The organism is Parapedobacter tibetensis, from assembly GCF_024704835.1.
GTDB lineage: Bacteria > Bacteroidota > Bacteroidia > Sphingobacteriales > Sphingobacteriaceae > Parapedobacter > Parapedobacter tibetensis.
Genome location: NZ_JAMXBE010000006.1, coordinates 174,385 through 198,843 on the forward strand (window position 1 = coordinate 174,385; position 24,459 = coordinate 198,843).

The following is a 24,459-nucleotide window of genomic DNA, read 5'->3' on the forward strand; positions in this document are numbered from 1 at the left end:
TAGCATACCAGATAAATTTTAAAGAATGAGGACAAAACACGTTATCGGTTTTACATGCTTAATGATTGCAGCAGGGTCGCTACAAGCGCAAAAACCACTCACCCAATATGTAAATCCTTTTTTGGGTACAGCCCCATTAACGGATAGCGTTGATGTCGGTTATCGACCGCCCGAAGGTTGGCGGGTTTGGGCCGGACTTACCTTTCCGGGCGCGGCATTGCCCAATGCCATGGTGCAACTCAGCCCCATCACCGAATGGCGCAGCGGTGCCGGATATGAATATGAAGATGAAGCAATCTTGGCTTTTACCCACACGAACAAAGGACATTGGAACCTGTGCCATATTCCGTTTCTACCGGTTACGGGTACGATTGCCGCTGATGATTTCGCCTCGCGTTTTAGTCATGAAAACGAGTCGGCCCAGCCGGGCTATTATCAAGTATTTTTAGAACGGTATGGAATCAACGCTGAGCTAACGACCACGCTGCGCTGCGGTTACCACAAGTACACGTTCCCCGAAGGCCAGGAGAAAAAGCTGGTGGTCAACCTTGCCGTTTCCAACGAAAGGGTGACCGACTGGGAAATTAACCGGGATGGGTCATATGGATTCAGTGGTCGACAGCAAACCGGTGGTAATGTCTATTTCTATGCAGAAGCTAACCACCAGGTTGAGCGTATCGATTCCCTGAAAGCTGGGCGCCGGGAAATTTCGGTAGTCCACTTCGCCGATGGCCCACAGCCCCTTGAAATCAAGGTGGGTCTGTCCTTTGTGAGCATCGAGAACGCCAAGGAGAACTTGCAGGCGGAACTTGGGCGGAAACAGTTTGAACAGGTCAAAGGCGAGGCTTCGGGCATCTGGGAAGGGTTGTTGTCAAAAATCGAGGTTGCTGGCGGCACCGACAAACAGCAGATGCTGTTCTATTCGTCGTTGTACCGTTCGTTCCTGTGGCCGGCACTGCGTAGCGATGTCAACGGTGAATTCACAGATGGGCGCGGAGAGGTCGTAAACAAGGGTTTTCGTTATTATACCGATCCATCCTTGTGGGATACCTACCGGGATAAACTGGTGCTGCTCGGGTTATTGTCGCCGGATGTGACCAATGATGTCATCCAATCGATGATCGACCGGGGCGAAAAGAAGGGTTTCATGCCCACGTTCTTTCATGGCGATCATGCAGCGCCTTTTATCACTGGGTCTTACCTGCGGGGTATCCGGGGGTACGATGTGCAACGGGCCTACCAATTGCTCATGAACAACGCGACCAAGGAAGGTGGAATACGCCCGTACATCACGGAGTATATAGAAAAGGGCTACATCTCTACCCCGACTGTTGAAACACCACATGTGGAAACCAAGGCCAAGGCTGGAGTAACGAAGACGCTTGAATATGCATACGATGATTATTCGCTTGCCTTACTGGCCAAAGCCCTGAACAAGGAGGATGATTACCAAATGCTCATGCAGCGCACAAGCAATTACAAAAATATGTTCGATAAATCGACCGGCTTGATGCGGGGACGTCTGGAAAACGGGGACTGGGTGGCAAATTTCAACCCGCAATATCCCTACTACGAATACATGTACCGTGAGGCCAATGCATGGCAATCGTCTTTTTTTGCACCGCATGATACGGAAGGGTTAATCGGTTTATATGAAAGCGAAGCTGCCTTCGAGGCCAAGCTTGATTCGCTGTTTTCCATCCCATGGAATGGGAATCACATCGCCCGTAATGTTTCATCGTTTATCGGGCAGTATTGCCACGGCAACCAGCCCGACCACAGCTTCCCGTTTTTATATCATTTTGTAGGCAAGCAGGAGAAATCACAGGTATTACTAGACAGCATTATGAACCATTTCTACGGAATGGGCGAGCACGGCCTTGCCCTTTGCGGGATGGACGATGCCGGGGAAATGTCTTCGTGGTATGTTTTTGCCGCGATAGGATTTTATACCTATTCGCCTGCCGATCCGGAATACCTCATTTCTGTGCCACTTTTTGATCGGGTTAAACTCAAGTTGGACGAGCATACCACGGTTACGGTGCGCAAGGAAGGGGGCGGACAAAAGATCAATAAGGTGACGTATGGTAATAAGCCGATAGGAGGCTACGTTATTTCACATGACGAATTGCAAAAAGGAAAGGAATTAGTCATCACAACGTTTTCCCATCGGGATTGACTACCTTAGCATCACCGAATTAAAAGAAATATGACGCATGATAAACGCGAATATTAGCTACAAGTTTTTTTGTATGTTGCTGATGGGTTGCTGGCTTACCTGTTTTGTCCTCACGGCGGATGCGCAGCAAACGACAAATCCCATCACCTACCAAACGGAGGAAAATATCAATTACAGGCCAGGAACCACAGGTGACCCCTATGTCATCGAACGCTGCGTATTGGATGTGTATCATCCTGAAAATGTAAAGGATTACCCTACGGTGGTCTGGTTTCATGGCGGAGGATTAACGGGGGGAGAGAAATCCATCCCGAACGAGTTGAAAGGTAAGGGAATTGCCGTTGTCGCCGTCAATTATCGGCTCAGTCCAAAAGCCAAAACACCGGCGTGTATCGATGATGCCGCTGCAGCCATTGCCTGGGTATTTAAGCATATCGGCAAATATGGCGGTGATCCCAGTAAAATATATGCTGCGGGCCATTCCGCTGGCGGCTATTTGGTAGCCATGGTCGGCTTGGACAAATCGTGGCTCCAACAGTACGATGCAGACGCAGATGCGTTGGCCGGCATCATTGACTTCAGTGGGCATGCCATCACACACATGACGGTCCGTGCCGAACGTGGGATTAAGGATACACAACCCATTGTGGATGAATATGCACCATTGTATCATATACGACCCGATGCACCGTTATTGGTGCTCGTATCGGGCGATCGTGAATTGGAAATGCTTGGCAGGTATGAGGAAAACGCCTATTTTTATCGGATGATGAAATTGGTGGGCCATCAGCATACATTCCTCTATGAACTGGACGGTTTTGACCACGGTGCCATGGCTAGCCCCGGATTCCATATCCTCCTGCATCACGTTACTGCATCAACATGATAAATCTCAATTCCATGAAGCTGAACTCCCCTTTTGCAATGCTCGTTATGTTTACGTAACATTACGTGAAAGGCATTTGCTTTTTCATAGATATGGTATACGTTTTCACAGACACGGCATGCTTCCTAGTAGACACGGTATGCTTCCTCATAGACACGGTATACTTATTCGGCGGCACAACAAATCCACTACGCAAACCGATATGCAATCTGTTAAAACGCTTCTATTGATGCGTGGATGGCGTTTTATTATATACCGAAGAAGGATGAGTTCGGGAGAAGCCTAAACTGGTTCATGCGGAATTGGTCAACCGCAATGCGCTCCCGGCCTACAATGACGCGCGCCCAGCCTGCCGCGATGTACACATAGCATGTCGTTGCACGTAGTTAATATGTTGCTGTACGCAGATGATTTTCTTAATATTGAAACTTATTATCTTTTTGATTAACTGTGTTTTGGCACCCATTTACCCGGCTTACTGTTAAGTAGGAGTGAGGTGCTTTTCCGTGGCGATTATACCGTTTTGCTGTGGCCAGGGAGCTGTACGTACTCGAGTGTTATTCCGTCGGACCGACAATATTATTGTTGTAAGAAATATAATATTGTTATCAGGTAACTTTATTTTGTTATTCGGCGTCTGCGGATTGTTTTGGGTCACACCATTAATGCTGTGAAGCGGCTAGATAAGGTTTTTCATCGCCATGGTACCATCTTCATCGGGAATTAGGTTGATTTTAATTGAAAGTGTGTCGCCTTAATAGGTAATTATATTTCTTATAACAAATGTTACGTAGCATCCAGTCGGAACCATATGCTTTTGGCAAGAAAGTGGCCGGGTAGCCAGCCGGAGTATTTAGGGGCATGGATCCTTTGGATACGTTGGAAATCAACCGGAATGGGTTGCCCGAAAAACAATCCTGATCCCTATATTTGTAGGACACCGGTATCGACCTACTGGATGGAACCGATGGATTGGGAAATAGTCGATACGCCAAACCATAACAGTTAAGACATGAAGTATCAACGTGCGAAGGCAGGTTTTTTCCGCTACGCGGATGGCAAGTTGGTGATTGCGGCTGCCCGGATCATCAAGGCGCTGAAGGAGTCAACAGTATTCACCGACCCGAAACCTTCCCTGGAAGAGGTAGAGGTTGCGTATGCCGACTATCAACGGAAGGTGGTTGACGCGGCTGGTGGCGGGCGTATCTATTCCACAGCCAAGCGGGAGAGTAAACGCAGGCTCGCGGATGTGTTGCAGGAGTTGGCGTTTTATGTCAGTGTGGAGAGCGATGGCAGTCTGGCGAAACTGCACAGTTCAGGATTCCCGGTGTTGGCAAAGAAGCGGAAGGGGAAATCGCCCGATACGCCGGGATTGCCGTTCCTCAAGGATGGACGCATGAGCGGTGAGGTGGCATTCGGTTTCAAGCCCGTGGGGCGGGATATGCTGTATGATTATTGTTTTGCCAGTGAGGTAGACAAGAAGGGCAGACCCATTTGGGGCGAGTTGCACACTACCTCGCGTTCGTTTACAGATTACGTCGCGGGATTCACACGTGGTGATTGTGTCTATTTCCGTGTGCGGGCAAGGAACAAACATGGGATTAGCCACTGGACTGCACCGGTGATGTTGGTGGTGAGGTAATCGGTAAAGCGGGGAATAAAACGATCAGTATCTACGTCATTAGAAAAATTATGTGTTTTTTTGTAAAAGATAAAGCATATAAACCGAAAGATGAAACTAAACATTGTTTTACTGTTGTTGTTGAGCCAATTCGTAATGGCCTGCTTGGATGCGCAGGAGCATAGAGGAAGTAGCCAAAACCCCCTTGATGTGGCCTTTGGTGATCCATATGTGTTATACGACGATGAAACGGCCCGTTACTACATGTACGGCACGGGAGGCGGGGCGAAGGACGGATTTGCGGCTTATTCTTCCACTGACCTTGCCGACTGGCAATCCGAAGGGCAGGTTTATTATGGAAATACCGATAGCACGTGGGGCATCGATGCTTTCTGGGCGCCCGAGGTATACAAGCGAAATGGAAAATTCTATATGTTTTATAGTGCCCAATGGCGAGATAACCCTACCAACGAATTGGAGAATTTCAAAATCGGCATAGCGGTGTCTGATAATCCAACGGGTCCGTTTCGCGACCTGCACGATGGGCCGCTATTCGACCCTGGTTATCCCATTATTGATGCAAATGTATATTTCGCGGAGGATGGCAGGGTTTACCTGTACTATTCCCGATGCTGCTATAAGCATCCCGTGGAAAGTGAAGTGGCTGATTGGGCACGGAAGAAGGGATGGTTCGATGAAATTGAAGAAAGCTGGGTATATGGCGTTGAGCTCAAGTCCGACTTTTCCGGGATCATTGGAGAGCCAATGCTATTATTGCGTCCGCCAATTGAGATGGATGATGCCCAAGCCGAATGGGAAAGTCGTTCAGTAACCAGTAAGGAAGTCAATCGTCGGTGGACGGAAGGATCGTTTACCTTCAAGCATGGTGATACGTATTACATGATGTATTCAGCCAACCATTTCGCCGGTGAGAATTATGCCGTGGGATATGCCACCGCATCTGATCCGCTTGGCCCATTCGAAAAGGCAGCCAATAATCCTGTGTTAGAAAAAAATATCGAAAAAGGAGGAGTGGTTACCGGAACGGGACACAACAGTGTGGTATTCCTTCCAGATGGACGCATGCGATGTGTATACCATGGCCGAACGAAAAAGACGGGTGATGAACGGGTGGTATTCATTGATGAGATGAAAATCGATGGAAACGGGGTATTGACGGTGTTGGGTCCTACGACCACAGCACCAATCTCGTTATAGAAAAAGCGAATCACGACATCCGTTCAGAAAGGAATCGCAGGAACGTATACGGCGGCGTGGGTTATACCGGAATATTGTTCAGATCAATTGGACATCAGCGTTGTGGTAAGCCAGTAGAAATGGATCATTTGGCGCTAGTTCAGTGACGAGGTAGTCGATTTGGCCGATGTCGCATATTTTGATACGCTGTGTAGTATTGAGTTTTTCGGAGATGGCCAGTACGGCTACTTTTTTTGCTGCCCGTATCAATGCCTTCTTCACTTGCACCACATCCCAGTCATTGTCGGTGAGTCCTTCTTGTGGGGATAGCCCGTTGGCACCCAATAGACAAAGATCAACCTTAATTTCAGAAATATCATTGATCACACTGGCTCCTGTATGGAGGTAAGCGTTTTTATGGAGCTTACCACCTATGGTAATCACTTCAAGGTTGTCATGCTCAGAAAGTGTAATAGCAGCCTGCGGGCTGATGGTAAAAAAAGTGGCCTTCAACGACGAGGGAATCATTTTTGCCAATTCCAGTATAGTCGTTCCTCCTTCCGTTAGGATCACCATGTTGTTTTTTAATAGAGACAACGATTTGGATGCGATGGTCTGTTTTGCACTCAATGCGTAAACGTGACTATCATTGGTCACCAAAGGCGCCGCAAGTGATTTGCTGATGGCTCCTCCATGTACCTTCAGTATCTGGCCGCTATCCACAAGTTCCTTGAGATCCCTCCGGATCGTATCTTCTGAAACATTCAACAGGATGCTTAGATCAACAGACAGTACCTTGTTATGCAGGTTGATCTCCCGCATGATTAAACGTTGGCGCTCTTCTTTCAACATAATCGATTAACGTTATTGGTTAGCGAAATTAAACAAATTAATGTTTGCTGCTGTCTGCAAAGATAAGTTTTTGTGCGCTTATTGATTTGATTAAAAATGCAAATATACGTTTATGTCTGTCTGTTTAATTACGGAAGTATGATGTAGTTTTAAATTTTATTATCTGTTAATTAGGTGTGTATTAATAATTTGTTGCTCGAATATTATTAAAAAAAATTAGTGCATTAAAATTTTGATTTGAGTTTTTGTGCGTTTATATTTGTCATTCAAAACGCAAATAAACGCAAATAAAATTCAAGACTAATGACAATACTAACTGTAATCAACCATCGTATCAATTACTTAATGATGTCGCTGCTGGTGTTGGCAGCCTGTGGAAAATCGATAGATGGACCTAATCCTGAACCGCCTAACGAAGACGAGCCCACCGATTACCCAATTAAAGATTGAAGAAAAGATGGTAAAAAAGAATTTAAAGCATGCTACCATGCAGATTGGCTCCAAAATAAGGATGTTGCTCATCGCATCGGTATTTGCAGGTACGCCGGGAATATCATCGGCTTTGTCGACCTCCGGTGATGTTTTGGTATGGGCTGCACAACAGACGGTCACCGGTACCGTGAAAGATGTAACAACCGGTGAGCCCCTAAGCGGTGCCAGCATCCGTGTCAAGAACAGCAGCGTCGAGACTTCGTCGGGAAATGATGGGCAATACCGCTTGGATAGGGTTGCTGCAAATGACGTGTTGACGGTGAGTTATGTGGGATATAAATCGATCGAGATTCGCGTGGGTGGCCGCGATGTTATCGACATTACGTTGGAATCCAATGCAGCGATGTTGGAAGATGTCGTGGTAGTGGGTTATGGTACGCAATCCAGGAATAAGATAACCGGCGCCATCACCCAGGTCGGTGCAGAGGTTTTTCAGAATCGGCCGATCGTCAACATTGCGCAAGGGTTGCAAGGGGTAATTCCGAATCTGAACATCACGTTTGGTGATGGGCAGCTCAACCGCGGCGGGTCGTTCAACTTGCGTGGGTTTACTTCCATCAACGGGGGAGAGCCGCTGATTTTGATTGACGGAACGCCGGGAGACATCAATCTGGTGAATCCGGAAGACGTGGAGCGTGTATCCGTGCTCAAAGATGCGGCGTCTGCTGCTATCTATGGTGCCCGGGCTGCCTTCGGTGTGGTGTTGGTGACTACTAAAAGCGGAAGGAAGGATCATACCCAAGTACGCTACACCAACAATTTCGGTATCGGAACTCCCATCCGCATACCCCAGGTCATCGGCGATCCATTGGAGGCTGCCATCGTTCAAAATGACGCTTACCGGGGTTATGCCGGAACAGATGCACCCGATATGCAAAATATCATCAACTATTTGCGGCAACGGCAGGAGGATCCGTCTCTTCCAGAATTGGGAGTTACGAGTACGGGCAGTTTCATCCGTGGGGCAAACACCGATTGGTACGGCGAGTTCTACAACGACAATGCGCCATTTTCCAAGAATTATCTCAGCATTTCTGGAGGCCAGGGAAATACCGGTTATTATTTATCCATGGGGCATGAAAAGCAGCACGGCCTATTCAGGACGGCAACGGACGATTATACGCGGTACAGCCTGCGGTTGAAACTGGACAACCAATTGGCCGATTGGATTAAGGTGTACGACAACGTTGAATACAACCAAGGGGTATACGATTCGCCAAACAAATTTGTAAGTGAAGGAGGATATAATGTATACCGTTATCTTTCCCTCTACGCCAATCCATATGAAGCCATCCGAACCGCTAATGGGAATTATACGCTCGGGGGCATGTCTGTGTTCGGACAGCTCAATGACGCAGGAAGGACCAACGACAGGAGTACCCAATTGAAAAATACATTGGGCTTCCAGACCAATTTCTTCGGTAACCACTTGCGCATCAATGGTGATTACACGTATTTCCTGACGCAGGGTAGAGAAGATATCCAATACTTTAGGATGCAATATGAACAACGGCAAAATGTTGTTGTAGATTTCACCAATCCTGATTATTACCGTTCCGCGTTTTCAGAAAATCACCACCACATCGCCAACCTGTATACGGAATATGAAGAGCAGTTAGGCGATCATCACTTCAAGGGACTGTTGGGATATAACCAAGAGTTTAATCGGTTCAATTCGTTTTATGCCCGTAGGGATGAAAACATTACCGAAAGCCTCGGGGCCATCAGCTTGACCAACGGCATCGCCACGTTGGGCGATAAAAAATATGAATGGGCCCTGCAAGGTGTATTTACCCGATTGAACTACGACTATCGCAACAAATACCTGCTGGAGGTAAACGCGCGGTATGACGGTACTTCGCGGTTCGAACAGTCCCGCCGTTTCGGTTTTTTCCCTTCGGTCTCGTTGGGATGGGTAGTTTCTGAAGAAGATTTCTTCCAGTCGCTTTCTTCGAGCATCAATCTGTTCAAGTTTCGTGCTTCGTACGGTTCGCTCGGTAACCAGCTCGTGGGACCGTATGCTTATATCAGCACCATGACACCCTACATTACCGCTGATCTTCTGGAGGTGGGTGGTTCATTACCGAGCGGTGTGCGGGCACCGGCGCTGTTGCCAAACAGCCTGACCTGGGAAACGGCGAATACGGTCAATGCGGGGTTTGATTTGGCCATGCTCCACAACCGGTTCGAGCTGGGTTTCGACTGGTATATCCGGCAAACGAAAAATATGCTCACCAAGGGGCGTACCATGCCCGCGGTACTGGGTACGGCGGAACCAAGGGAAAATGCCGCGGATCTGGAAACTAAGGGATGGGAGTTTTCATTGAAATGGAACGACCAGGTCACTTTAGTTGATAAACCATTCTCTTATCACGCCTTATTGGTATTGTCGGATAACCGCTCCTTCATCACACGGTATGACAATCCTAACAAACTATTGAACGATTACTACGTCGGACAGGAAATCGGAGAAATATGGGGCTATACCACATTGGGGTTTTTCCAGACGGACGAAGAATCGGCAAGCCATGCCGATCAGTCCCGGTTGCATCTCTTTCCAGGTCTCCCCTTGGCGGGAGATATCAAATTTGAAGATCGCGATAACAGTGGAGTTATCGATTTCGGCGCGAATACCGTTGATGACCCCGGAGATATGCACATCATCGGCAACACGACCCCACGATACGCCTATGGAGTAAATCTGGGATTCAATTGGTATAACTTCTCTGTCGATGCTTTCTTTCAAGGTATCGGGAAGCGCTATTTCTGGCCAGGTAGGGAAGCCGGGATATTCTGGGGATTTTACAACCGCTGGAATCAACCCGTATATGAACATATCTATGGCAACTACTGGACACCCGAAAATCCGGACGCCTACTTCCCCCGGTTGCGGGCTTATGAAGCATTGGCTACCGACCGTTCGTTGGGGGCTGTCCAAACCCGCTACCTGCAGGATGCGTCTTACCTGCGGTTGAAAAACCTGTCCCTTGGCTATACCCTACCAAGTCGTTTGACCGAACGCGTGAAAATTGCATCGGCGAGGGTTTTCTTCGCCGGACAGAACCTGTACGAATGGACGAAACTGTCTAAGGCGTTCGACCCAGAGGGTATCAACGATGAGCAGGATGATAGCCGGGCCAACGGCGCAGGATTTGTTTACCCGATGATGCGCACGTATACATTTGGTATTGAAATTAACCTATAACATTGAAGCGATGAAAACAGCATATCAAACTTTTGTGATCGCATTTTTTTCCGTGAGTGCCTTTGTGGCCTGTGAAAGCGACTTTCTGGAACGCTACCCGCAAAGCGAAATCAGTCCGCAATTGTACTTCAATACGGAGAAGGATCTGGAAACGTATACCAACAGCTTCTATGCATACCTGCCGGCGAACAACATTTACATGGCCGACTTCTCCAGCGACAATGTCGACGTGTCCGCCATTGATGAGGTGGTAACGGGCCGGAGGAGGGTCCCCACAGACGCCGCTTCGGCAGGTTGGACGTGGAGTGAGTTGTATAACATCAACTATTTCCTTGCCCATTACAATAAATCCGAAATACCGGAAGAGGATAGGCGGCATTATGGGGGCGTGGCACGGTTCTTCCGTGCATATTTCTACTTTGAAAAATTGAAACGTTTCGGCGACGTGCCGTGGTATGGCGAACCTCTGGACGTAGACAGCGAGGGATTGTTTAAGGGGCGGGATCCGCGAACTTTGATCGTAGATTCCATCATTGCCGATCTGGATATCGCAATAGATGGTTTGCGTTTGGCAAAAACCGACGCAACCATCAACCGGTGGACCGCCTTGGCTCTGAAATCGCGCGTATGCCTTTTTGAGGGTACGTTCCGTAAATACCATACGGAACTGCAACTGCAGTCGTCGGCTACAGCCTTGCTTGAAGCATCTGCGGCAGCAGCCAATGAATTGATTAACAACGGCCCTTACCGGTTAGCTACCGGAGACCCAGAGACGGTTTACCTGCAATTGTTTGCGGTTCAGGCGCCCAATGCCAACGAGTTTATTCTATCGAGGTTATACAGCTTGGATGTTAATAAATCTCATCCACTGAACAACATCTTCACTTCCCCAACCCGGGGCAACCCGGGTATCACCAAAGGACTCATGGACTCCTATTTGCTGCGTGATGGCCGGCCATTTTCTGCACTTCCCAACCATGGGGAAATGCCCTTCTGGGAAGAAACAGAGGGACGTGACCCACGGCTGTCGCAAACCGTCCGTACACCGGGATACCGGCGGATCGGTGCCGACGAAAGCAGTGCATCACTCGTACCCGATTATGCCAATGCATTTACAGGATACCAAAACATCAAATTCGTTTCAACACCTGATCAGGATGCCGCATCCTACACCCCGCTGCCCATTTTCCGTCTTGCCGAAGTGTTACTCAACTATGCGGAAGCATTGGCCGAATTGGGGAGGCTTAGCCAAGTGGATGCCGATCGTTCGATCAATTTGCTGCGTAGCCGAGTGGAAATGCCATCGTTGAACGTAACAGCCATTGTACCTGACCCGATCCTGCAAAATCAATACGACCATACCGATGATCCATTGATTCTCGAAGTCCGGCGGGAACGGCGTGTAGAATTAGCGCTTGAAGGATTCCGTTATTACGACTTGATGCGGTGGAAGGAAGGGCACTTGCTCGCAGAAACATTTTATGGAGCTTACTATCCCGGAAAAGGCACGTTCGATCTGGATAACGACGGAAATGACGATATTGCCGTGGTGGATACCCGTCCGAACAATCCGGTGGCCGGTCTCCAATATTTCACATTGCCGCCCGACAAGGCGCTGAGTGAGGGCGATATGGGAAACATCATCGTGCACCCCACGATAGACAAGGTGTTTGACGAGGAAAAAGATTATTACTACCCATTGCCTATCAACGAGCTAATCCTCAATCCCACCCTAAGGCAGAATGAAGGTTGGCCAACACGATGACAACTAGACAAAGAGAATGAAGATATTGGATAAAAAGAGTTGGCTATGGGAAGGAGTAATCGGCGTTGGTCTGTTGGTAGCTTCCTGTGGCCATCTTGATAAACCCAAGGGAGCTGATGCCGCATCGGGTGGCAGCACCAAGGATTCGGTGCTGCAACGTAAGATATTCCCGCTATTGACAGTGATGGAAGCCGATACGGTTTTCTGCAAGCAGATAAAGACCGATAGTATATTGATCGTGCTGGCCGATGGATACCGTAGCCGCATCACCACTGCAGATACTTGTCAAGATGCCGGATGTTATGCCCATGCCTTGCTGTGTACACCTGGAGAAATCGCGCAGGCCGGCGAACGTCTTAAAACCCTTATCCACCGACATACTGCATTGTGGACCACCGCCTTGAAAACTTCCGGACATTATGCTGTCCATGCCGGAGCGAATGATACATCCTTCGTGCGGCAGGCATGGGACGAAGTGGCAACGGGTATAAATCGTATTTTCTCCGTTTATATCGCAGGCGAACCACCGCATTACGCGATTATTGATTCCATCAGCTTTTCCACTGCCGACCTGAACTTCGTTCGACAAATACAACATGGATTGGATTCCTTATTGGCAAACGAAGGGCAATCCCCCTGCTTCTTCCGGCTGGCCGCACATGCGGCACTGATGACGCTGCGCATCAATGGTAGGGATGAAGCGGCCCGCTACGAGCCACTCACAGCTGGCCGCAATGAGGAAGCTGTCGCGGCCATCAACCATACGCGCTGGGCCGATTATCCCTACAATGTGCTGGTGGTTCCGGGATATGGTCCCGAGGCTCCCGGTATCCCATTGGATAGCAGGGCAGCAAGGAGGTGCCAACTGGCGGCGGAGTTGTACAAATCCGGTAAAGCACCTTTTATCATTGTGTCCGGCGGACACACTTACCCCCATTGCACACCCTATTGCGAAGCTGTGGAAATGAAAAAATACTTGATAAACCAGTTCGATGTGCCTGTAGCGGCTATCATCATCGAGCCCCATGCGCGACACACCACAACCAACCTACGGAATGCCGGTCGGCTTATCTATCGACTGGGCATGCCGCATGACAAACCTGCATTGGTAGTGACCGACCGCAACCAAACCGCCATGATCATGGATATGGAACAACGCTGCATCCGGGAGTTGGGCTATGTGCCATACCGTGATCTCCATAACCTAAACGAAAACCAAACCGAGTTTTTTCCGGTTGAAATGGTGTCTCAAGTTAATACCTTGGACCCGCTTGATCCATAACCAGACTATATGCTTAACCATAATTAAATACGTAACAAAATGAATAATAACAAGATCACAGAACAACCATCGAGGTACAGATACTTGGAGAAGATGACGGTTGAAGAAATTACCCGATACATCAATGAGGAGGACGGCATCGTGTCCGGAGCGGTGAAAAAAGCGCTGCCCCAACTCAATGCATTGATTAAAAAAGCCGTAAGCCAACTGCAATCAGGAGGGCGACTGTTCTATGTAGGAGCTGGCAGCGGTGGGCGACTGGCCGTACTCGATGTGATTGAGCTACCCACCACCTACGGTGTGAGGTGTGGCCTGTTCAACGTCATCCTGGCCGGAGGAGTGGATCGATTAATAGACGCCCTTGAGGAGAAGGAAGACGATACCCAAGAAGGACCGCAGCAATTGAAGGCCAACGCAGTGGGACCGGGTGATATTGTGGTGGGCATATCGGCAAGCGGCACTACGCCTTTTGTATTGGCATCACTCGAATACTGCCGTAACCATCATATCCCTACGGCATGCATTGTGAGCAATCCGGGTGCTGAAATCGCCAAATACGCGGACTATCCCGTGGAGGTCATCACCGGGCCGGAGTTCGTTTCGGGCAGTACGCGGATGAAGTGCGGCACAGCCCAGAAGATGATTTTTGACATCATCAGCACTACAACGATGATACAGTTGGGACATGTGGAAGACAATAGGATGGTAAACGTAGCGTTGATTAATGAAAAAATCACCGACCGGGCTGTCAAGATGCTGATGGAGAAAGGAGACATCAAGGATTATGAGAAAGCTAAAGCTATCCTGTTGCGGTTTGGCAGCGTCAAGGCTGCTCTCGAGGAGCAATCAAACAATAATGTTCAATAAATCCAACCGAATGAACAAACAGGAGCTTTTAGTGATGGTGATGCTGTATTTCATGCTGGCGTCACCCGTATTCGCCCAATATGAATACCGAGTAGGCAGTGGCCAGGCAAGCATCGAGCCAGACGATCGCTATTTTTCGCTGACCTTGGCAGGCTATGGCGTGCCACCGGAGGGGCGGTTTACCTTGGAGTGGACGGAAATACGCCCCTTGGGAACAGTTGCCGACGCGGCGATGTCTGCCGCCGGTACGCTGTATTACCTAGAAAAGGGCGGACTGTGGACCTTGGACCCGTCCGCAGCCCAAGCTATCCCGAAGGAGTTGCTGCCTGAAGCGGACGTTAGGCTACTGGCGGTTGATCACAAGCGGTTATACGGCATAAACCAAGCTAATGAATTGCTGGAGATGAATCCATTGAGCAGGCGTCCGAGATGGCATACGATCGCGGCGTTGGATAAGCAGGCGGTAGCATTTGCCGCGACCGATGACGGTTTTGTATTGGTAGATGCCAAGGGGATTTGTTGGCTGTCCAAGGGAAGGTCCAACGTATTGTCTTGGACTGCCCTTATCGCCGAACCGCTACCGTTAGCGGATATCGCATGGCGGGAGGGTACCTTATATGGTTTGACCCCAGAAAATGAGTTGCTCCGGCTTCGCCAGGATGACACATGGGTACGGATAGCACTGCGGAACGGCTTGACGTACCAGCAGGATATCCGGCAAATCATTGCCGCTGACGATGGCTTTCATGGAATCGATGCCGATGGTACATGGTTGGATGCAGGGCACAACAGCACCAAACAACTAAGTGCCGGGGCGGTGTCTATCGCGTCGATGGGAAAGCGGGTAATCATCGTCGGGATCGATGTCTGCGGTTTCAATGCAGATTTTGCCACAAATATCAAAAAAGCCGTATACGAGCAGTATGGCGTACCACCGACGGCGGTGTTGATCAATGCTTCCCATACCCATTTCGCCCCAGTAACGCAAAGTTGGCCTACTTGGGCACCGCATTGCCAGAAACCGGATAGCAGTTACCTCTACAGTGTAGTCAAAAGCGGCATCTTGGACGCCATCTCCCAGGCAATGAGAAGCGAACAACCCGCCGATTTGTATTTCGGACGCACAGTGGCTGATATTGGCCGCAATCGGAATCTGAAAGGTGATAACCTTCCTTATGACAATGCCTTGGATGTGGTGAAGATCGCCTATCGGAAGCAGGATAGCCTAAGTGTAGTCTTTTTAGCAGGATGCCACCCTGTATTTACCAATGCGGGCCAAGAAGGTATCACCATCAGTCCTAATTATCCCGGAGTAGCCCGCGAGGCCTTGGTGCGCCATTCAAAGATCAAACAGGCACTATTCCTTCAAGGGTGTGCCGGAGATATTAATCCGAAGGATGATGACCACACGGTGACTGCGCAGAAAGTCGTCTCCGCCGTCCATGAAGCTCTGGAAGGGAGTATGCAGCACATCACGGGATCCATCAATAATTATTTGGATACCATCAACTTCGATAGCCGGCCTTGGCCAGTGGAACGTATCAAACAATTCCGGAAGGAAAATGAAGATAGAGAGGGGAATGTAGTGGCCGAAAAAAATGTCCGTTGGGCCGACTTGATGCTCGGCTACCATAAGACAGGCACCATGCCGACCCAGATGCCTGTGTATGTCCAAACCATTAACATCGGCAATTGGAAACTGGTAGGCCTATCACGTGAGGCAACCACGGAATATAGCCTCGGCATCAAAAAGCTTTGGCCTGAAAAGCTGGTGAGCGTGGCCGCGTACAGCAATGATGTCGCTAGCTACCTGCCTACCCAACTGCATATCCAAGCCGGCGTATACGAGGGTAAGGATTCGTTTTTCTGGTATGGACAGCCCAATATCTTTCCGGAAGATGTGTATGAGACCATTATAAATCGCATTAAAGCCAACAACCGCTAATTTCCAATGATGGCCCAATTCAAGGTACCTGTTCATTGGATGGTATGCGACACGCGGGTACCGAATTGGACTTCAACATAGATGTTGACACAAAAATAATATCCACCATTTGCATTTCCCCGAAGAAGTATGTAGCTTTCACCCGTCGTTTTTGTTGCATACTATATGGAAAATCAGTCCAAGTTTGTAGAGAAAATATCTACCTCATACAGCCCTAAGGGTGCTTTTATTTTCCTTGGAGCAGGTCTTCTCGATGGAGAAGTAGTCGCTGCAGCTAAAGTAAACCTAGCCCTTAAGATGATGAACCGCCATGGATTGATTGCCGGTGCTACAGGTACCGGAAAGACCCGTACCTTGCAACTCATCGCCGAACAATTGTCAGACGCGGGAGTACCGGTATTCATGCTCGATGTAAAGGGTGACCTATCGGGATTGCACCAGGCTGGGGAAATTAACCCTGCTTTGGTGGAAAGGGGAGAGGCACTGGAATGGCCCTTTGAGCCATCTGGATTCCCCGTGGAATTATATTCTTTATCCGGCAAGGTGGGCAATCCCATGCGGCTTACCGTTGAAGATTTTGGTCCCGTGCTACTAGGTCGTGTCCTCGAATTGAATGATACCCAAACAGGGGTGTTGACTGTATTATTCAAATATGCCGAGGACCAGCAATTACCATTGGTGGATTTTGCGGATTTGAAAAAGCTGCTATCATATTTGACCGAGGGACCGGGCGCGGTAGAAATAAAAGATAGCTATGGCCGAATCAGTAGCAGTACATCAGGAACCATACTGCGCAAGCTGGTAGCGCTGGAACAGCAAGGCGTGTCAGCTATCTTCGGTGAAAAGGAATTTGATATCAACGATCTTTTTGAGCGGATGGACGGAAAAGGGGTGATTAGCCTGCTCAATATTTCGGATATCCAAGACCAGCCAGTCCTATTTTCCACGTTCTTACTGAGCTTATTGGCACAGTTATTTAAAAATTTGCCCGAAGTGGGTGATTTGGATAAACCCAAGCTGGTATTTTTCTTTGAAGAGGCACATTTGTTATTCAAGGATGCTTCAAAAGCCTTCTTGACACAAGTCGAACAAATTGTACGTCTCATTCGTTCCAAAGGTGTGGGGGTGTTTTTCTGTACACAGGCACCCTCGGATATCCCCGAGAGCGTATTAGGGCAGCTGGGCAATAGGGTACAGCATGCGTTGCGTGCCTTTACACCTAATGACGCCGAGGCACTGCGTAAGACGGTACGCACCTATCCGCATTCGGAGTTCTATGAAATAGATCGTGCGCTCACCTCCCTAGGTATAGGACAGGCGCTTATTACGGTACTCAATGATAAAGGGATACCCACGGAAGTGGTGGCCACGCACCTTATTCCGCCCCGGGCGGTGATGGGTCCAGTGGATGCGCAAACCTACAACCAATTGGTCAATGCGTCACCTTTTTATGCCAAGTACCACCAGGCCATAGATAGGAAAAGTGCATCTGAGATTTTGGAAGAGCGATTACAGGCACATGCTGTGAAATCCGGACAGGAAGAAGCCGAACGACAACGTGCAAAGACTACCAGTCGGAAAAGCACCCGACAAACACCGATAGAGGCTGCCACAAAAGCTGCCTCCACGACTTTGGCCCGAGAAGGGGTAAAGCTAATGAGCAAAATAGCCAACGGGATATTGGCCGCCATGCTGCGTAGAAAATAATAGCAAATTTATCAAAGTTTGGCTATATCCCAGTAGCACACGTAATTCTTTAACTTCAAATAAATACATCTTCAGAAATGAGTAAACCCACTTTATTGATTCTTGCGGCCGGGATGGCCAGCCGTTATGGAAGTATGAAACAAATCGATCCCTTTGGACCCAATGGTGAAACCATCATTGATTATTCCATTTATGATGCAATACGGGCCGGATTCGGCAAGGTAAGCTTTATCATCCGCGAAGAGTTTGCAGACAAGTTCAAGGTTATTTTTGAGCCAAAATTGGCAGGAAAGATTGCCACTGATTACGTCTTTCAAAGCTATGACCTTTCTCCATTTGGTATCGATCAGCAGATTGAGCGATCAAAGCCTTGGGGAACTGCCCATGCGGTATTGTCGGCCCGCAACCAAGTTAATGAACCGTTCTGCGTAATCAATGCCGACGATTTTTATGGCTATGAAGCGTTTGAAAAAATGGCTAAATTCCTTACCGAAGAGGTCACCGATAATAAATTTTCCTTGATGGGATACCAAATTGACAAAACACTCTCAGAATACGGCTCCGTATCGCGCGGCGTGTGCAAGGTAAATGATGAAGGAAACATGACTGAAATCAATGAGCGCACGAAGGTTTACTTCAAGGATGTGGATGGTGATAAGCGCATTTTCTTTGAAGAGGACGGTGGGGAGGTAGAATTGCCCAGCAGTAGCCGCGTATCCATGAATTTTTGGGGCTTCACGCCGGCGATTTTTGCAGCAAGTGAAGAACTGTTCAAAAAGTTTGTCCCTGCCAATGCCGATAATCCGAAATCCGAATTTCTGATTCCATCGGTTGCCGATGTGCTTATCAAACAAGGAGACGCTGTATTCAAGGTTATTCCTACGTCACAAAAGTGGTTTGGGGTGACCTATCCGGAAGACAAGCCTTTGGTGCAGGCAAATATTGCCCAATTGGTGAAGAACGGTGTGTATCCCGAGCAGTTGTTTTAGGGAAGTCCGGAGTCGGAAGTCCGAAAGGCGAGCGTCTATAAAGACATGCTTTAAGCTAATAAAAAAACCTCGGAGAATCCCCCGAGGTTTTTTTATTTACGGTCTTCAGTCTTCCTGCTTCCGACTTTCGGACTCAACCCCTATTTCTTATCCTCGTCTTTCACTTCTTCAAATTCCACATCCGTCACATCATCAGCTGAATCGCTGGCCGCTTGATCAGCAGCTCCTTCAGCTTGTCCACTTGCAGATGCTTCTTGCGAAGCCTTATACATATCTTCTGAAGCAGCATTCCAAGCATTTTGCAATTCGGCCTGAGCGGCATCGATGGCTACGAAGTCTTTGGCGGCATACGCGTCTTTCAACTTCTTCAAGCCGTCCTCGATGGGCGCTTTCTTCTCTTCACCGATTTTGTCGCCATATTCCTTCAGCTGTTTTTCGGTAGAGAAAATCAAGGCATCGGCTGCATTCAGCTTGTCCACTTCTTCTTTAGCTTTCTTGTCCGATTCGGCATTGGCTTCCGCTTCCTGCTTCATTTTTTGGATTTCATCATCCGTCAAGCCAGAGGAAGCTTCGATGCGAATCTTCTGTTCCTTGCCAGTAGCTTTGTCTTTGGCGGATACATGCAGGATACCATTGGCATCAATATCGAAAGTCACTTCGATTTGGGGTACACCACGTGGTGCAGGTGGAATGCCATCAAGGTGGAAACGTCCGATTGTACGGTTTTGGCCCGCCATTGGGCGTTCACCTTGCAAAATGTGGATTTCCACCGAAGGCTGGTTATCCGAAGCAGTGGAGAACACCTCCGATTTCTTGGACGGGATGGTCGTATTGGCTTCGATGAGCTTGGTCATTACACTGCCCATCGTTTCGATACCCAAGGAAAGAGGGGTGACGTCCAAAAGCAATACATCCTTTACCTCACCGGTAAGTACACCACCTTGTATCGCAGCACCCAAGGCTACCACCTCATCGGGGTTTACACCCTTTGAAGGTTCCTTGCCGAAGAATTTCTTCACGGCTTCCTGGATGGCAGGGATACGGGTAGAACCACCCACCAAAATGATTTCATCGATATCTGATGCTGTATAGCCAGCATTTTTCAACGCCGATTTACAGGGTTCAATTGTCCGCTTAATCAAGCTGTCTGCCAATTGCTCAAATTTGGCACGACTCAGCGTACGCACCAAATGCTTAGGGCCGGTTTGGTCCGCCGTGATATACGGCAGGTTAACTTCGGTTGATGATGAACTGGAGAGTTCGATTTTGGCTTTTTCGGCCGCTTCTTTCAAACGTTGCAACGCCATTGGATCCTGGCTTAAGTCAAAGCCGTTGTTTTCGTTTTTAAACTCATCGTTCAGCCAATCAATGATGACTTGGTCAAAATCGTCACCACCCAAGTGTGTATCACCATCGGTAGATTTCACTTCAAACACACCATCGCCCAATTCCAGCACGGACACGTCATGTGTACCACCCCCGCAATCGAACACGGCGATTTTCATGTCTTTACTGGCCTTGTCCAATCCGTAAGCCAATGCAGCGGCGGTAGGTTCGTTGATGATGCGTTTTACGTTCAACCCTGCCACTTCACCAGCTTCCTTCGTTGCTTGGCGTTGCGCGTCATTGAAGTAAGCAGGCACCGTGATAACGGCTTCTGTCACCTCATGGCCAAGGAAGTCCTCGGCGGTCTTTTTCATTTTCTGCAAGATCATCGCGGAAATTTCCTGCGGCGTATACTTGCGATCATCTATCTCCACCCGTGGCGTATTGTTGTCGCCTTTTACAATGGTGTAAGGTACGCGTTTTGCCTCTTTTGATGCTTCATCATATGTGCTACCCATAAACCGCTTAATGGAGGATATGGTTTTTTGGGGGTTGGTGATGGCTTGGCGCTTTGCGGGGTCACCCACTTTGCGTTCACCATTCTCCACAAAAGCTACAATCGAAGGAGTAGTTCGTTTCCCCTCGTTGTTGGTAATGACTACCGGCTCGTTCCCCTCCATTACGGCTACGCAAGAGTTGGTAGTTCCTAAGTCGATTCCAATAATTTTTGACATATCTAAATTCCCTTTTCTACGTTGTGAAAAATTAACCTGTTCATATAAGGGATTATCAAGCCTTGTGCCAATCCTCTTTTTGGAGCCAATTATGGCTAGATATGGGAAAACAGGGCAAGGGCGATGACGACGCCATGACAATGTGTCATTTTTTTAACGCGCTCTTGCCACGATATACATAATCAATGCGTAGTGGTCACCCACAGAACTGTGATGATATTGCCAATAAGTGGTTTTAGTGTAAAACCGGATCTCAGCGACACTAAATGTTTGTTGCTATTGCTTACCTGGATTAAGGCTGAATCACTCAAACAATGAAATTCCAGCCAAACTCATCGGCAATCCTTCCATATCGCAAGTCATTGAGATATTGGAGCACTTTGTTCGAAAACTCCCGTTTAGCAGGGTCGGGCAGGGTGTAAAGCTGGCCCTTGTAGCCGATTTCGGAAATGGGGGTGAGCGTGGCGGCAGTTCCGGCAGCAAAAGCTTCGGTGACACTACCGTCTTTTATGCCATCAACCAATTCCTTTACCGATACCTTGCGTTCTTCCGCTTGGTAACCCCAATGGCGGGCTATTTCAATGATGCTCCGGCGTGTCACACCATGGAGGATGGTATCAGCCGACGGAGTGATGATGGTATCGCCTACCCTGAATAGTAAGTTGGCCGTACCTGCCTCCTCCACATAGGTATGTTCCTTGGCATCCGTCCATATTAACTGGTCGAAGCCTTCTTGCTGAGCCAGTTTCGTGGGATGCAGTGACAAAGCGTAATTACCGGCGTTTTTTGAGAAACCAACACCACCGTCGGCAGCGCGGGTAAAATGGGTTTCCACTTTCACCCGCAAGGGCTTGTTGTAATAACTGCCCACCGGTCCGGTAATGATGATGAACTTATAAGAATTGGAAGGATGTACGCCCAAAGCAGCTTCCGTAGCAAACATAAAGGGCCGTATATACAGGGAAGCTCCTGGTGTGGCGGGCACCCAACTGTGGTCCAAGCCAATCAATTTTCGCAGTCCGTCGATGAAAATTTCCTGAGGTACTTCTGGCATTTCCAAACGTGCAGCTGATTTATTGAATCGTTCGTGGTTCTTGTCAGGTCGGAAGATGCTAACTGTGCCATCCACGAATTTGTAGGCCTTGATTCCTTCGAAAATGGCTTGGCCATAGTGAAGGGCCGACATGGATGGGCTAATTGAAATATCACCATATGGCACAATACGCACATCTTCCCATTGCCCATTGGCATATTCGGCCACCAACATATGGTCGGAAAGGATTTGCCCAAATTTCAGGTTGTTGAAATCTACCTGTGAGAGCCTCGATTGTTGCGTATGCTCCACTTGGATTTGTAATGTTGCTGCCTCACTCATTGCTGTAATGTTCTTAGGTGTGCAAGTTAGGAAAAAAGAATAAATGTTTTATAAAAACAGTAACAAATCACGTGCGATTCCCACGTTTTTTGGCAGATGACACTTCCCGGCAACATGAATCATATGGATAGCATCCAGATGGGTTTCGAAAGCCTTCCTAAATTTATAAAAAGCTAAACCAATTTCTATGGTATTTGTTGGAATTTAAAACGTATTGATACAGATATCTATATGAAACCATATTTTATCTATTTTTACATAAGTTTGATTAAATAGTTGCTCATGGAAGTGGGAAAACTCGATATTGTCCACTTTGCGCCAAAAGGAAAAAATAGCTTTTATGATGCAGTTGTGTCTAAGGTAAAGACGTACTTCGAATCGAATAATATTTCGCCTTATGCCAATACGGCGATGTGGATAAAGACCTTTGTGATGCTCATGTTGTACTTTGTGCCTTATATCATGATCGTTACTGGGGTTGCAGGCAATAACGGCTGGCTGTTCTTGGGCTTTTGGTTATTGATGGGGTTGGGCATGAGTGGTATAGGTACCGCTGTGATGCATGATGCCAATCATGGCACCTATTCTTCCAATAAGAAGGTTAACGATTTCATTGGTTACATCCTGGAGATTGTGGGCGATTCACGAATTAGGTAATACCACCAACTTCGCACCTAATAACCGTGTCCTATCCTGGTTTATTGGCGGGCTGAATTATCAAATCGAACATCACTTATTCACCCGCATCTGCCATGTGCATTATCCGAAGATTGCTCCCATAGTAAAAGCCACAACAGCTGAATTTGGACTGCCTTACCATGAACAGCCCACTTTTTTGAAAGCACTGCAGGAGCATGCCAAGATGCTCAAAAAACTGGGTAGGGAAGATTTTTAACAGGATCAACGAAGTTTTGTCGCAAATGCCCCTCCATATTGGCGCATCATACCAATATGAATCAGCGGCATTGTGGTACCTTTGTAACGTAGATTTGTTAATCCGGTTTAATCGCCGGACAATGTTAACCGTTAAATGATTTCGCAATGGAAAAGATGCAATTCAAAAAGGACATCAATGCTCCGGTAGCCAAGGTATACGACACGATGCTCGGCCAAGAAACGTTCAAACAATGGACAGCGGTATTCAATCCTTCATCTGAATCTGATATGGAGGGAAGTTGGGACAAAGGCTCGAAGATTCTTTTTGTGGGAACCAACGACGAGGGCAAAAGAGAAGGTATGGTGGGACGGATTAAGGAAAATATCCTTCACCGATTTGTTTCCATCGAATATACTGGTATCATCGATGGGGACAAAGAAATAACAGAAGGACCGGCTGCCGAAGGCTGGGCAGGCACCTTTGAAAATTACACGTTTGAAGAGCATGATGGAGCCACCACGGTAACCGTTGATATAGATGTCAACGACGAAATGTTTGAATACTTCAAGGTGACCTATCCGAAAGCCCTGGATAAACTGAAAGGAATCTGCGAAGTATAAAGTTTTTATCCCTTAATAAAAAAAAATGCTGTGCATTTCATACTTTTGCAGGGATGTACAGAAACGCCATCACCTTTCTTTTCCTTATCTTGATCCTATATAGCTCCACTTCGGCGGTATGGATAAACATGGCGTTTCTCCTGAACCGGGGTTATGTGGCAGAAAACCTCTGTAGGGAACGCCAGATGTTGGACAACGCCTGTCAGGGGCAATGCGTATTGATGAAGAAGTTAAAAGAAACTCAGGAAAAGGATACGGAGCAATCAAAAATAAAAGTTCAAGAGTTGCAATTGGTTTTTACGCAAATCACATGGTCATGTGACCTTGAAGCAATTGCTGTTGCGCCGGACTCCAACCCGGTTCCCCGTGACCAGGCACCATACGCCTATAATTTCACCTTTTCGCTGTTCCGACCACCCATTTCCTGACATTACCGGCAGTTCCGCTTCCATGCGGACATCACATTGCCGGATATGAATCCATTTTTTACCGATCGAATCATTAAGCATTGCCTGTATTGGATATTCCAATGCTTGTAAT

19 protein-coding genes are annotated in these 24,459 nt (G+C 48.0%); 16 read left to right on the plus strand and 3 right to left on the minus strand.

Annotated elements, in window-relative coordinates:
• Positions 1-25: 25 nt before the first annotated feature.
• The 4 genes from NF543_RS12180 (at position 26) to NF543_RS12195 (ending at position 5,904) form a co-directional block, all read left to right on the plus strand.
• Entirely contained in the window at positions 26-2,179 is a 2,154-nt protein-coding gene (locus tag NF543_RS12180; RefSeq protein ID WP_257668406.1) for a GH92 family glycosyl hydrolase, read from the plus strand.
• A gap of 37 nt (positions 2,180-2,216) precedes the next feature.
• The gene (locus NF543_RS12185; RefSeq protein WP_257668407.1) at positions 2,217-3,065 is read left to right on the plus strand and encodes an alpha/beta hydrolase; all 849 of its coding nucleotides are present in this window, start codon (positions 2,217-2,219) and stop codon (positions 3,063-3,065) included.
• Positions 3,066-4,077: 1,012 nt separating this feature from the next.
• Positions 4,078-4,707: a hypothetical protein gene (locus NF543_RS12190; RefSeq protein ID WP_257668408.1), complete on the plus strand. Its 630-nt coding sequence runs from the start codon at positions 4,078-4,080 to the stop codon at positions 4,705-4,707.
• Positions 4,708-4,797: 90 nt separating this feature from the next.
• Positions 4,798-5,904, plus strand: a complete 1,107-nt coding sequence (locus tag NF543_RS12195; RefSeq protein WP_257668409.1) for a glycoside hydrolase family 43 protein — start codon at positions 4,798-4,800, stop codon at positions 5,902-5,904.
• A gap of 78 nt (positions 5,905-5,982) precedes the next feature.
• Here the strand turns inward: NF543_RS12195 and NF543_RS12200 are convergent, their stop codons facing one another.
• The gene (locus NF543_RS12200) at positions 5,983-6,735 is read right to left on the minus strand and encodes a DeoR/GlpR family DNA-binding transcription regulator (RefSeq protein ID WP_257668410.1); all 753 of its coding nucleotides are present in this window, start codon (positions 6,733-6,735) and stop codon (positions 5,983-5,985) included.
• A gap of 303 nt (positions 6,736-7,038) precedes the next feature.
• Here NF543_RS12200 and NF543_RS12205 point away from each other — a divergent pair, with 303 nt between their 5' ends.
• From NF543_RS12205 to NF543_RS12240, 8 genes are all read left to right on the plus strand, one after another.
• The gene (locus NF543_RS12205) at positions 7,039-7,185 is read left to right on the plus strand and encodes a hypothetical protein (RefSeq protein ID WP_257668411.1); all 147 of its coding nucleotides are present in this window, start codon (positions 7,039-7,041) and stop codon (positions 7,183-7,185) included.
• 7 nt (positions 7,186-7,192) lie between these two features.
• The gene (locus NF543_RS12210; protein WP_257668412.1) at positions 7,193-10,432 is read left to right on the plus strand and encodes a SusC/RagA family TonB-linked outer membrane protein; all 3,240 of its coding nucleotides are present in this window, start codon (positions 7,193-7,195) and stop codon (positions 10,430-10,432) included.
• A gap of 10 nt (positions 10,433-10,442) precedes the next feature.
• Positions 10,443-12,197 (plus strand): RagB/SusD family nutrient uptake outer membrane protein, encoded by a 1,755-nt coding sequence (locus tag NF543_RS12215; protein ID WP_257668413.1) that lies wholly within the window; start codon positions 10,443-10,445, stop codon positions 12,195-12,197.
• Between the two features lie 16 nt (positions 12,198-12,213).
• Positions 12,214-13,479 (plus strand): YdcF family protein, encoded by a 1,266-nt coding sequence (locus NF543_RS12220; protein ID WP_257668414.1) that lies wholly within the window; start codon positions 12,214-12,216, stop codon positions 13,477-13,479.
• Between the two features lie 39 nt (positions 13,480-13,518).
• The gene (locus NF543_RS12225) at positions 13,519-14,346 is read left to right on the plus strand and encodes an N-acetylmuramic acid 6-phosphate etherase (RefSeq protein ID WP_257668415.1); all 828 of its coding nucleotides are present in this window, start codon (positions 13,519-13,521) and stop codon (positions 14,344-14,346) included.
• Positions 14,347-14,356: 10 nt separating this feature from the next.
• Entirely contained in the window at positions 14,357-16,291 is a 1,935-nt protein-coding gene (locus NF543_RS12230) for a hypothetical protein (protein WP_257668416.1), read from the plus strand.
• Positions 16,292-16,456: 165 nt separating this feature from the next.
• Positions 16,457-17,998, plus strand: coding sequence for a helicase HerA-like domain-containing protein (locus NF543_RS12235; RefSeq protein ID WP_257668417.1), 1,542 nt, complete (start codon positions 16,457-16,459; stop codon positions 17,996-17,998).
• A gap of 77 nt (positions 17,999-18,075) precedes the next feature.
• Positions 18,076-18,987, plus strand: a complete 912-nt coding sequence (locus tag NF543_RS12240; RefSeq protein WP_257668418.1) for a nucleotidyltransferase family protein — start codon at positions 18,076-18,078, stop codon at positions 18,985-18,987.
• Between the two features lie 140 nt (positions 18,988-19,127).
• Here NF543_RS12240 and dnaK read toward each other — a convergent pair whose 3' ends face one another.
• The gene (gene dnaK, locus NF543_RS12245) at positions 19,128-21,047 is read right to left on the minus strand and encodes a molecular chaperone DnaK (RefSeq protein WP_257668419.1); all 1,920 of its coding nucleotides are present in this window, start codon (positions 21,045-21,047) and stop codon (positions 19,128-19,130) included.
• A gap of 307 nt (positions 21,048-21,354) precedes the next feature.
• Positions 21,355-22,422 (minus strand): branched-chain amino acid aminotransferase, encoded by a 1,068-nt coding sequence (locus tag NF543_RS12250; protein ID WP_257668420.1) that lies wholly within the window; start codon positions 22,420-22,422, stop codon positions 21,355-21,357.
• A 282-nt stretch (positions 22,423-22,704) separates the two neighbouring features.
• Here NF543_RS12250 and NF543_RS12255 point away from each other — a divergent pair, with 282 nt between their 5' ends.
• The 4 genes from NF543_RS12255 to NF543_RS12270 all read left to right on the plus strand — a co-directional run bounded on the left by NF543_RS12255 (position 22,705) and on the right by NF543_RS12270 (position 24,347).
• Positions 22,705-23,079, plus strand: coding sequence for a hypothetical protein (locus NF543_RS12255; RefSeq protein ID WP_257668421.1), 375 nt, complete (start codon positions 22,705-22,707; stop codon positions 23,077-23,079).
• Positions 23,054-23,317, plus strand: a complete 264-nt coding sequence (locus tag NF543_RS12260; RefSeq protein ID WP_257668422.1) for a fatty acid desaturase family protein — start codon at positions 23,054-23,056, stop codon at positions 23,315-23,317. Before NF543_RS12255 ends, NF543_RS12260 begins: the two co-directional genes overlap by 26 nt.
• Positions 23,318-23,463: 146 nt before the next feature.
• Positions 23,464-23,919 (plus strand): SRPBCC family protein, encoded by a 456-nt coding sequence (locus tag NF543_RS12265; RefSeq protein ID WP_257668423.1) that lies wholly within the window; start codon positions 23,464-23,466, stop codon positions 23,917-23,919.
• 53 nt (positions 23,920-23,972) lie between these two features.
• Positions 23,973-24,347, plus strand: coding sequence for a hypothetical protein (locus NF543_RS12270; protein WP_257668424.1), 375 nt, complete (start codon positions 23,973-23,975; stop codon positions 24,345-24,347).
• Positions 24,348-24,459 lie beyond the last annotated feature (112 nt).

Bases quoted from the DNA above. Each gene is read 5' to 3' on its own strand.
- dnaK (WP_257668419.1), bottom strand. From the start codon at position 21,047: ATGTCAAAAATTATTGGAATCGACTTAGGAACTACCAACTCTTGCGTA.
- NF543_RS12195 (WP_257668409.1), top strand. From the start codon at position 4,798: ATGAAACTAAACATTGTTTTACTGTTGTTGTTGAGCCAATTCGTAATG.
- NF543_RS12210 (WP_257668412.1), top strand. From the start codon at position 7,193: ATGGTAAAAAAGAATTTAAAGCATGCTACCATGCAGATTGGCTCCAAA.
- NF543_RS12265 (WP_257668423.1), top strand. From the start codon at position 23,464: ATGGAAAAGATGCAATTCAAAAAGGACATCAATGCTCCGGTAGCCAAG.
- NF543_RS12220 (WP_257668414.1), top strand. From the start codon at position 12,214: ATGAAGATATTGGATAAAAAGAGTTGGCTATGGGAAGGAGTAATCGGC.
- NF543_RS12240 (WP_257668418.1), top strand. From the start codon at position 18,076: ATGAGTAAACCCACTTTATTGATTCTTGCGGCCGGGATGGCCAGCCGT.
- NF543_RS12230 (WP_257668416.1), top strand. From the start codon at position 14,357: ATGAACAAACAGGAGCTTTTAGTGATGGTGATGCTGTATTTCATGCTG.
- NF543_RS12205 (WP_257668411.1), top strand. From the start codon at position 7,039: ATGACAATACTAACTGTAATCAACCATCGTATCAATTACTTAATGATG.
- NF543_RS12255 (WP_257668421.1), top strand. From the start codon at position 22,705: ATGGAAGTGGGAAAACTCGATATTGTCCACTTTGCGCCAAAAGGAAAA.
- NF543_RS12180 (WP_257668406.1), top strand. From the start codon at position 26: ATGAGGACAAAACACGTTATCGGTTTTACATGCTTAATGATTGCAGCA.
- NF543_RS12235 (WP_257668417.1), top strand. From the start codon at position 16,457: ATGGAAAATCAGTCCAAGTTTGTAGAGAAAATATCTACCTCATACAGC.
- NF543_RS12270 (WP_257668424.1), top strand. From the start codon at position 23,973: ATGTACAGAAACGCCATCACCTTTCTTTTCCTTATCTTGATCCTATAT.
- NF543_RS12200 (WP_257668410.1), bottom strand. From the start codon at position 6,735: ATGTTGAAAGAAGAGCGCCAACGTTTAATCATGCGGGAGATCAACCTG.
- NF543_RS12190 (WP_257668408.1), top strand. From the start codon at position 4,078: ATGAAGTATCAACGTGCGAAGGCAGGTTTTTTCCGCTACGCGGATGGC.
- NF543_RS12225 (WP_257668415.1), top strand. From the start codon at position 13,519: ATGAATAATAACAAGATCACAGAACAACCATCGAGGTACAGATACTTG.
- NF543_RS12250 (WP_257668420.1), bottom strand. From the start codon at position 22,422: ATGAGTGAGGCAGCAACATTACAAATCCAAGTGGAGCATACGCAACAA.
- NF543_RS12185 (WP_257668407.1), top strand. From the start codon at position 2,217: ATGATAAACGCGAATATTAGCTACAAGTTTTTTTGTATGTTGCTGATG.
- NF543_RS12215 (WP_257668413.1), top strand. From the start codon at position 10,443: ATGAAAACAGCATATCAAACTTTTGTGATCGCATTTTTTTCCGTGAGT.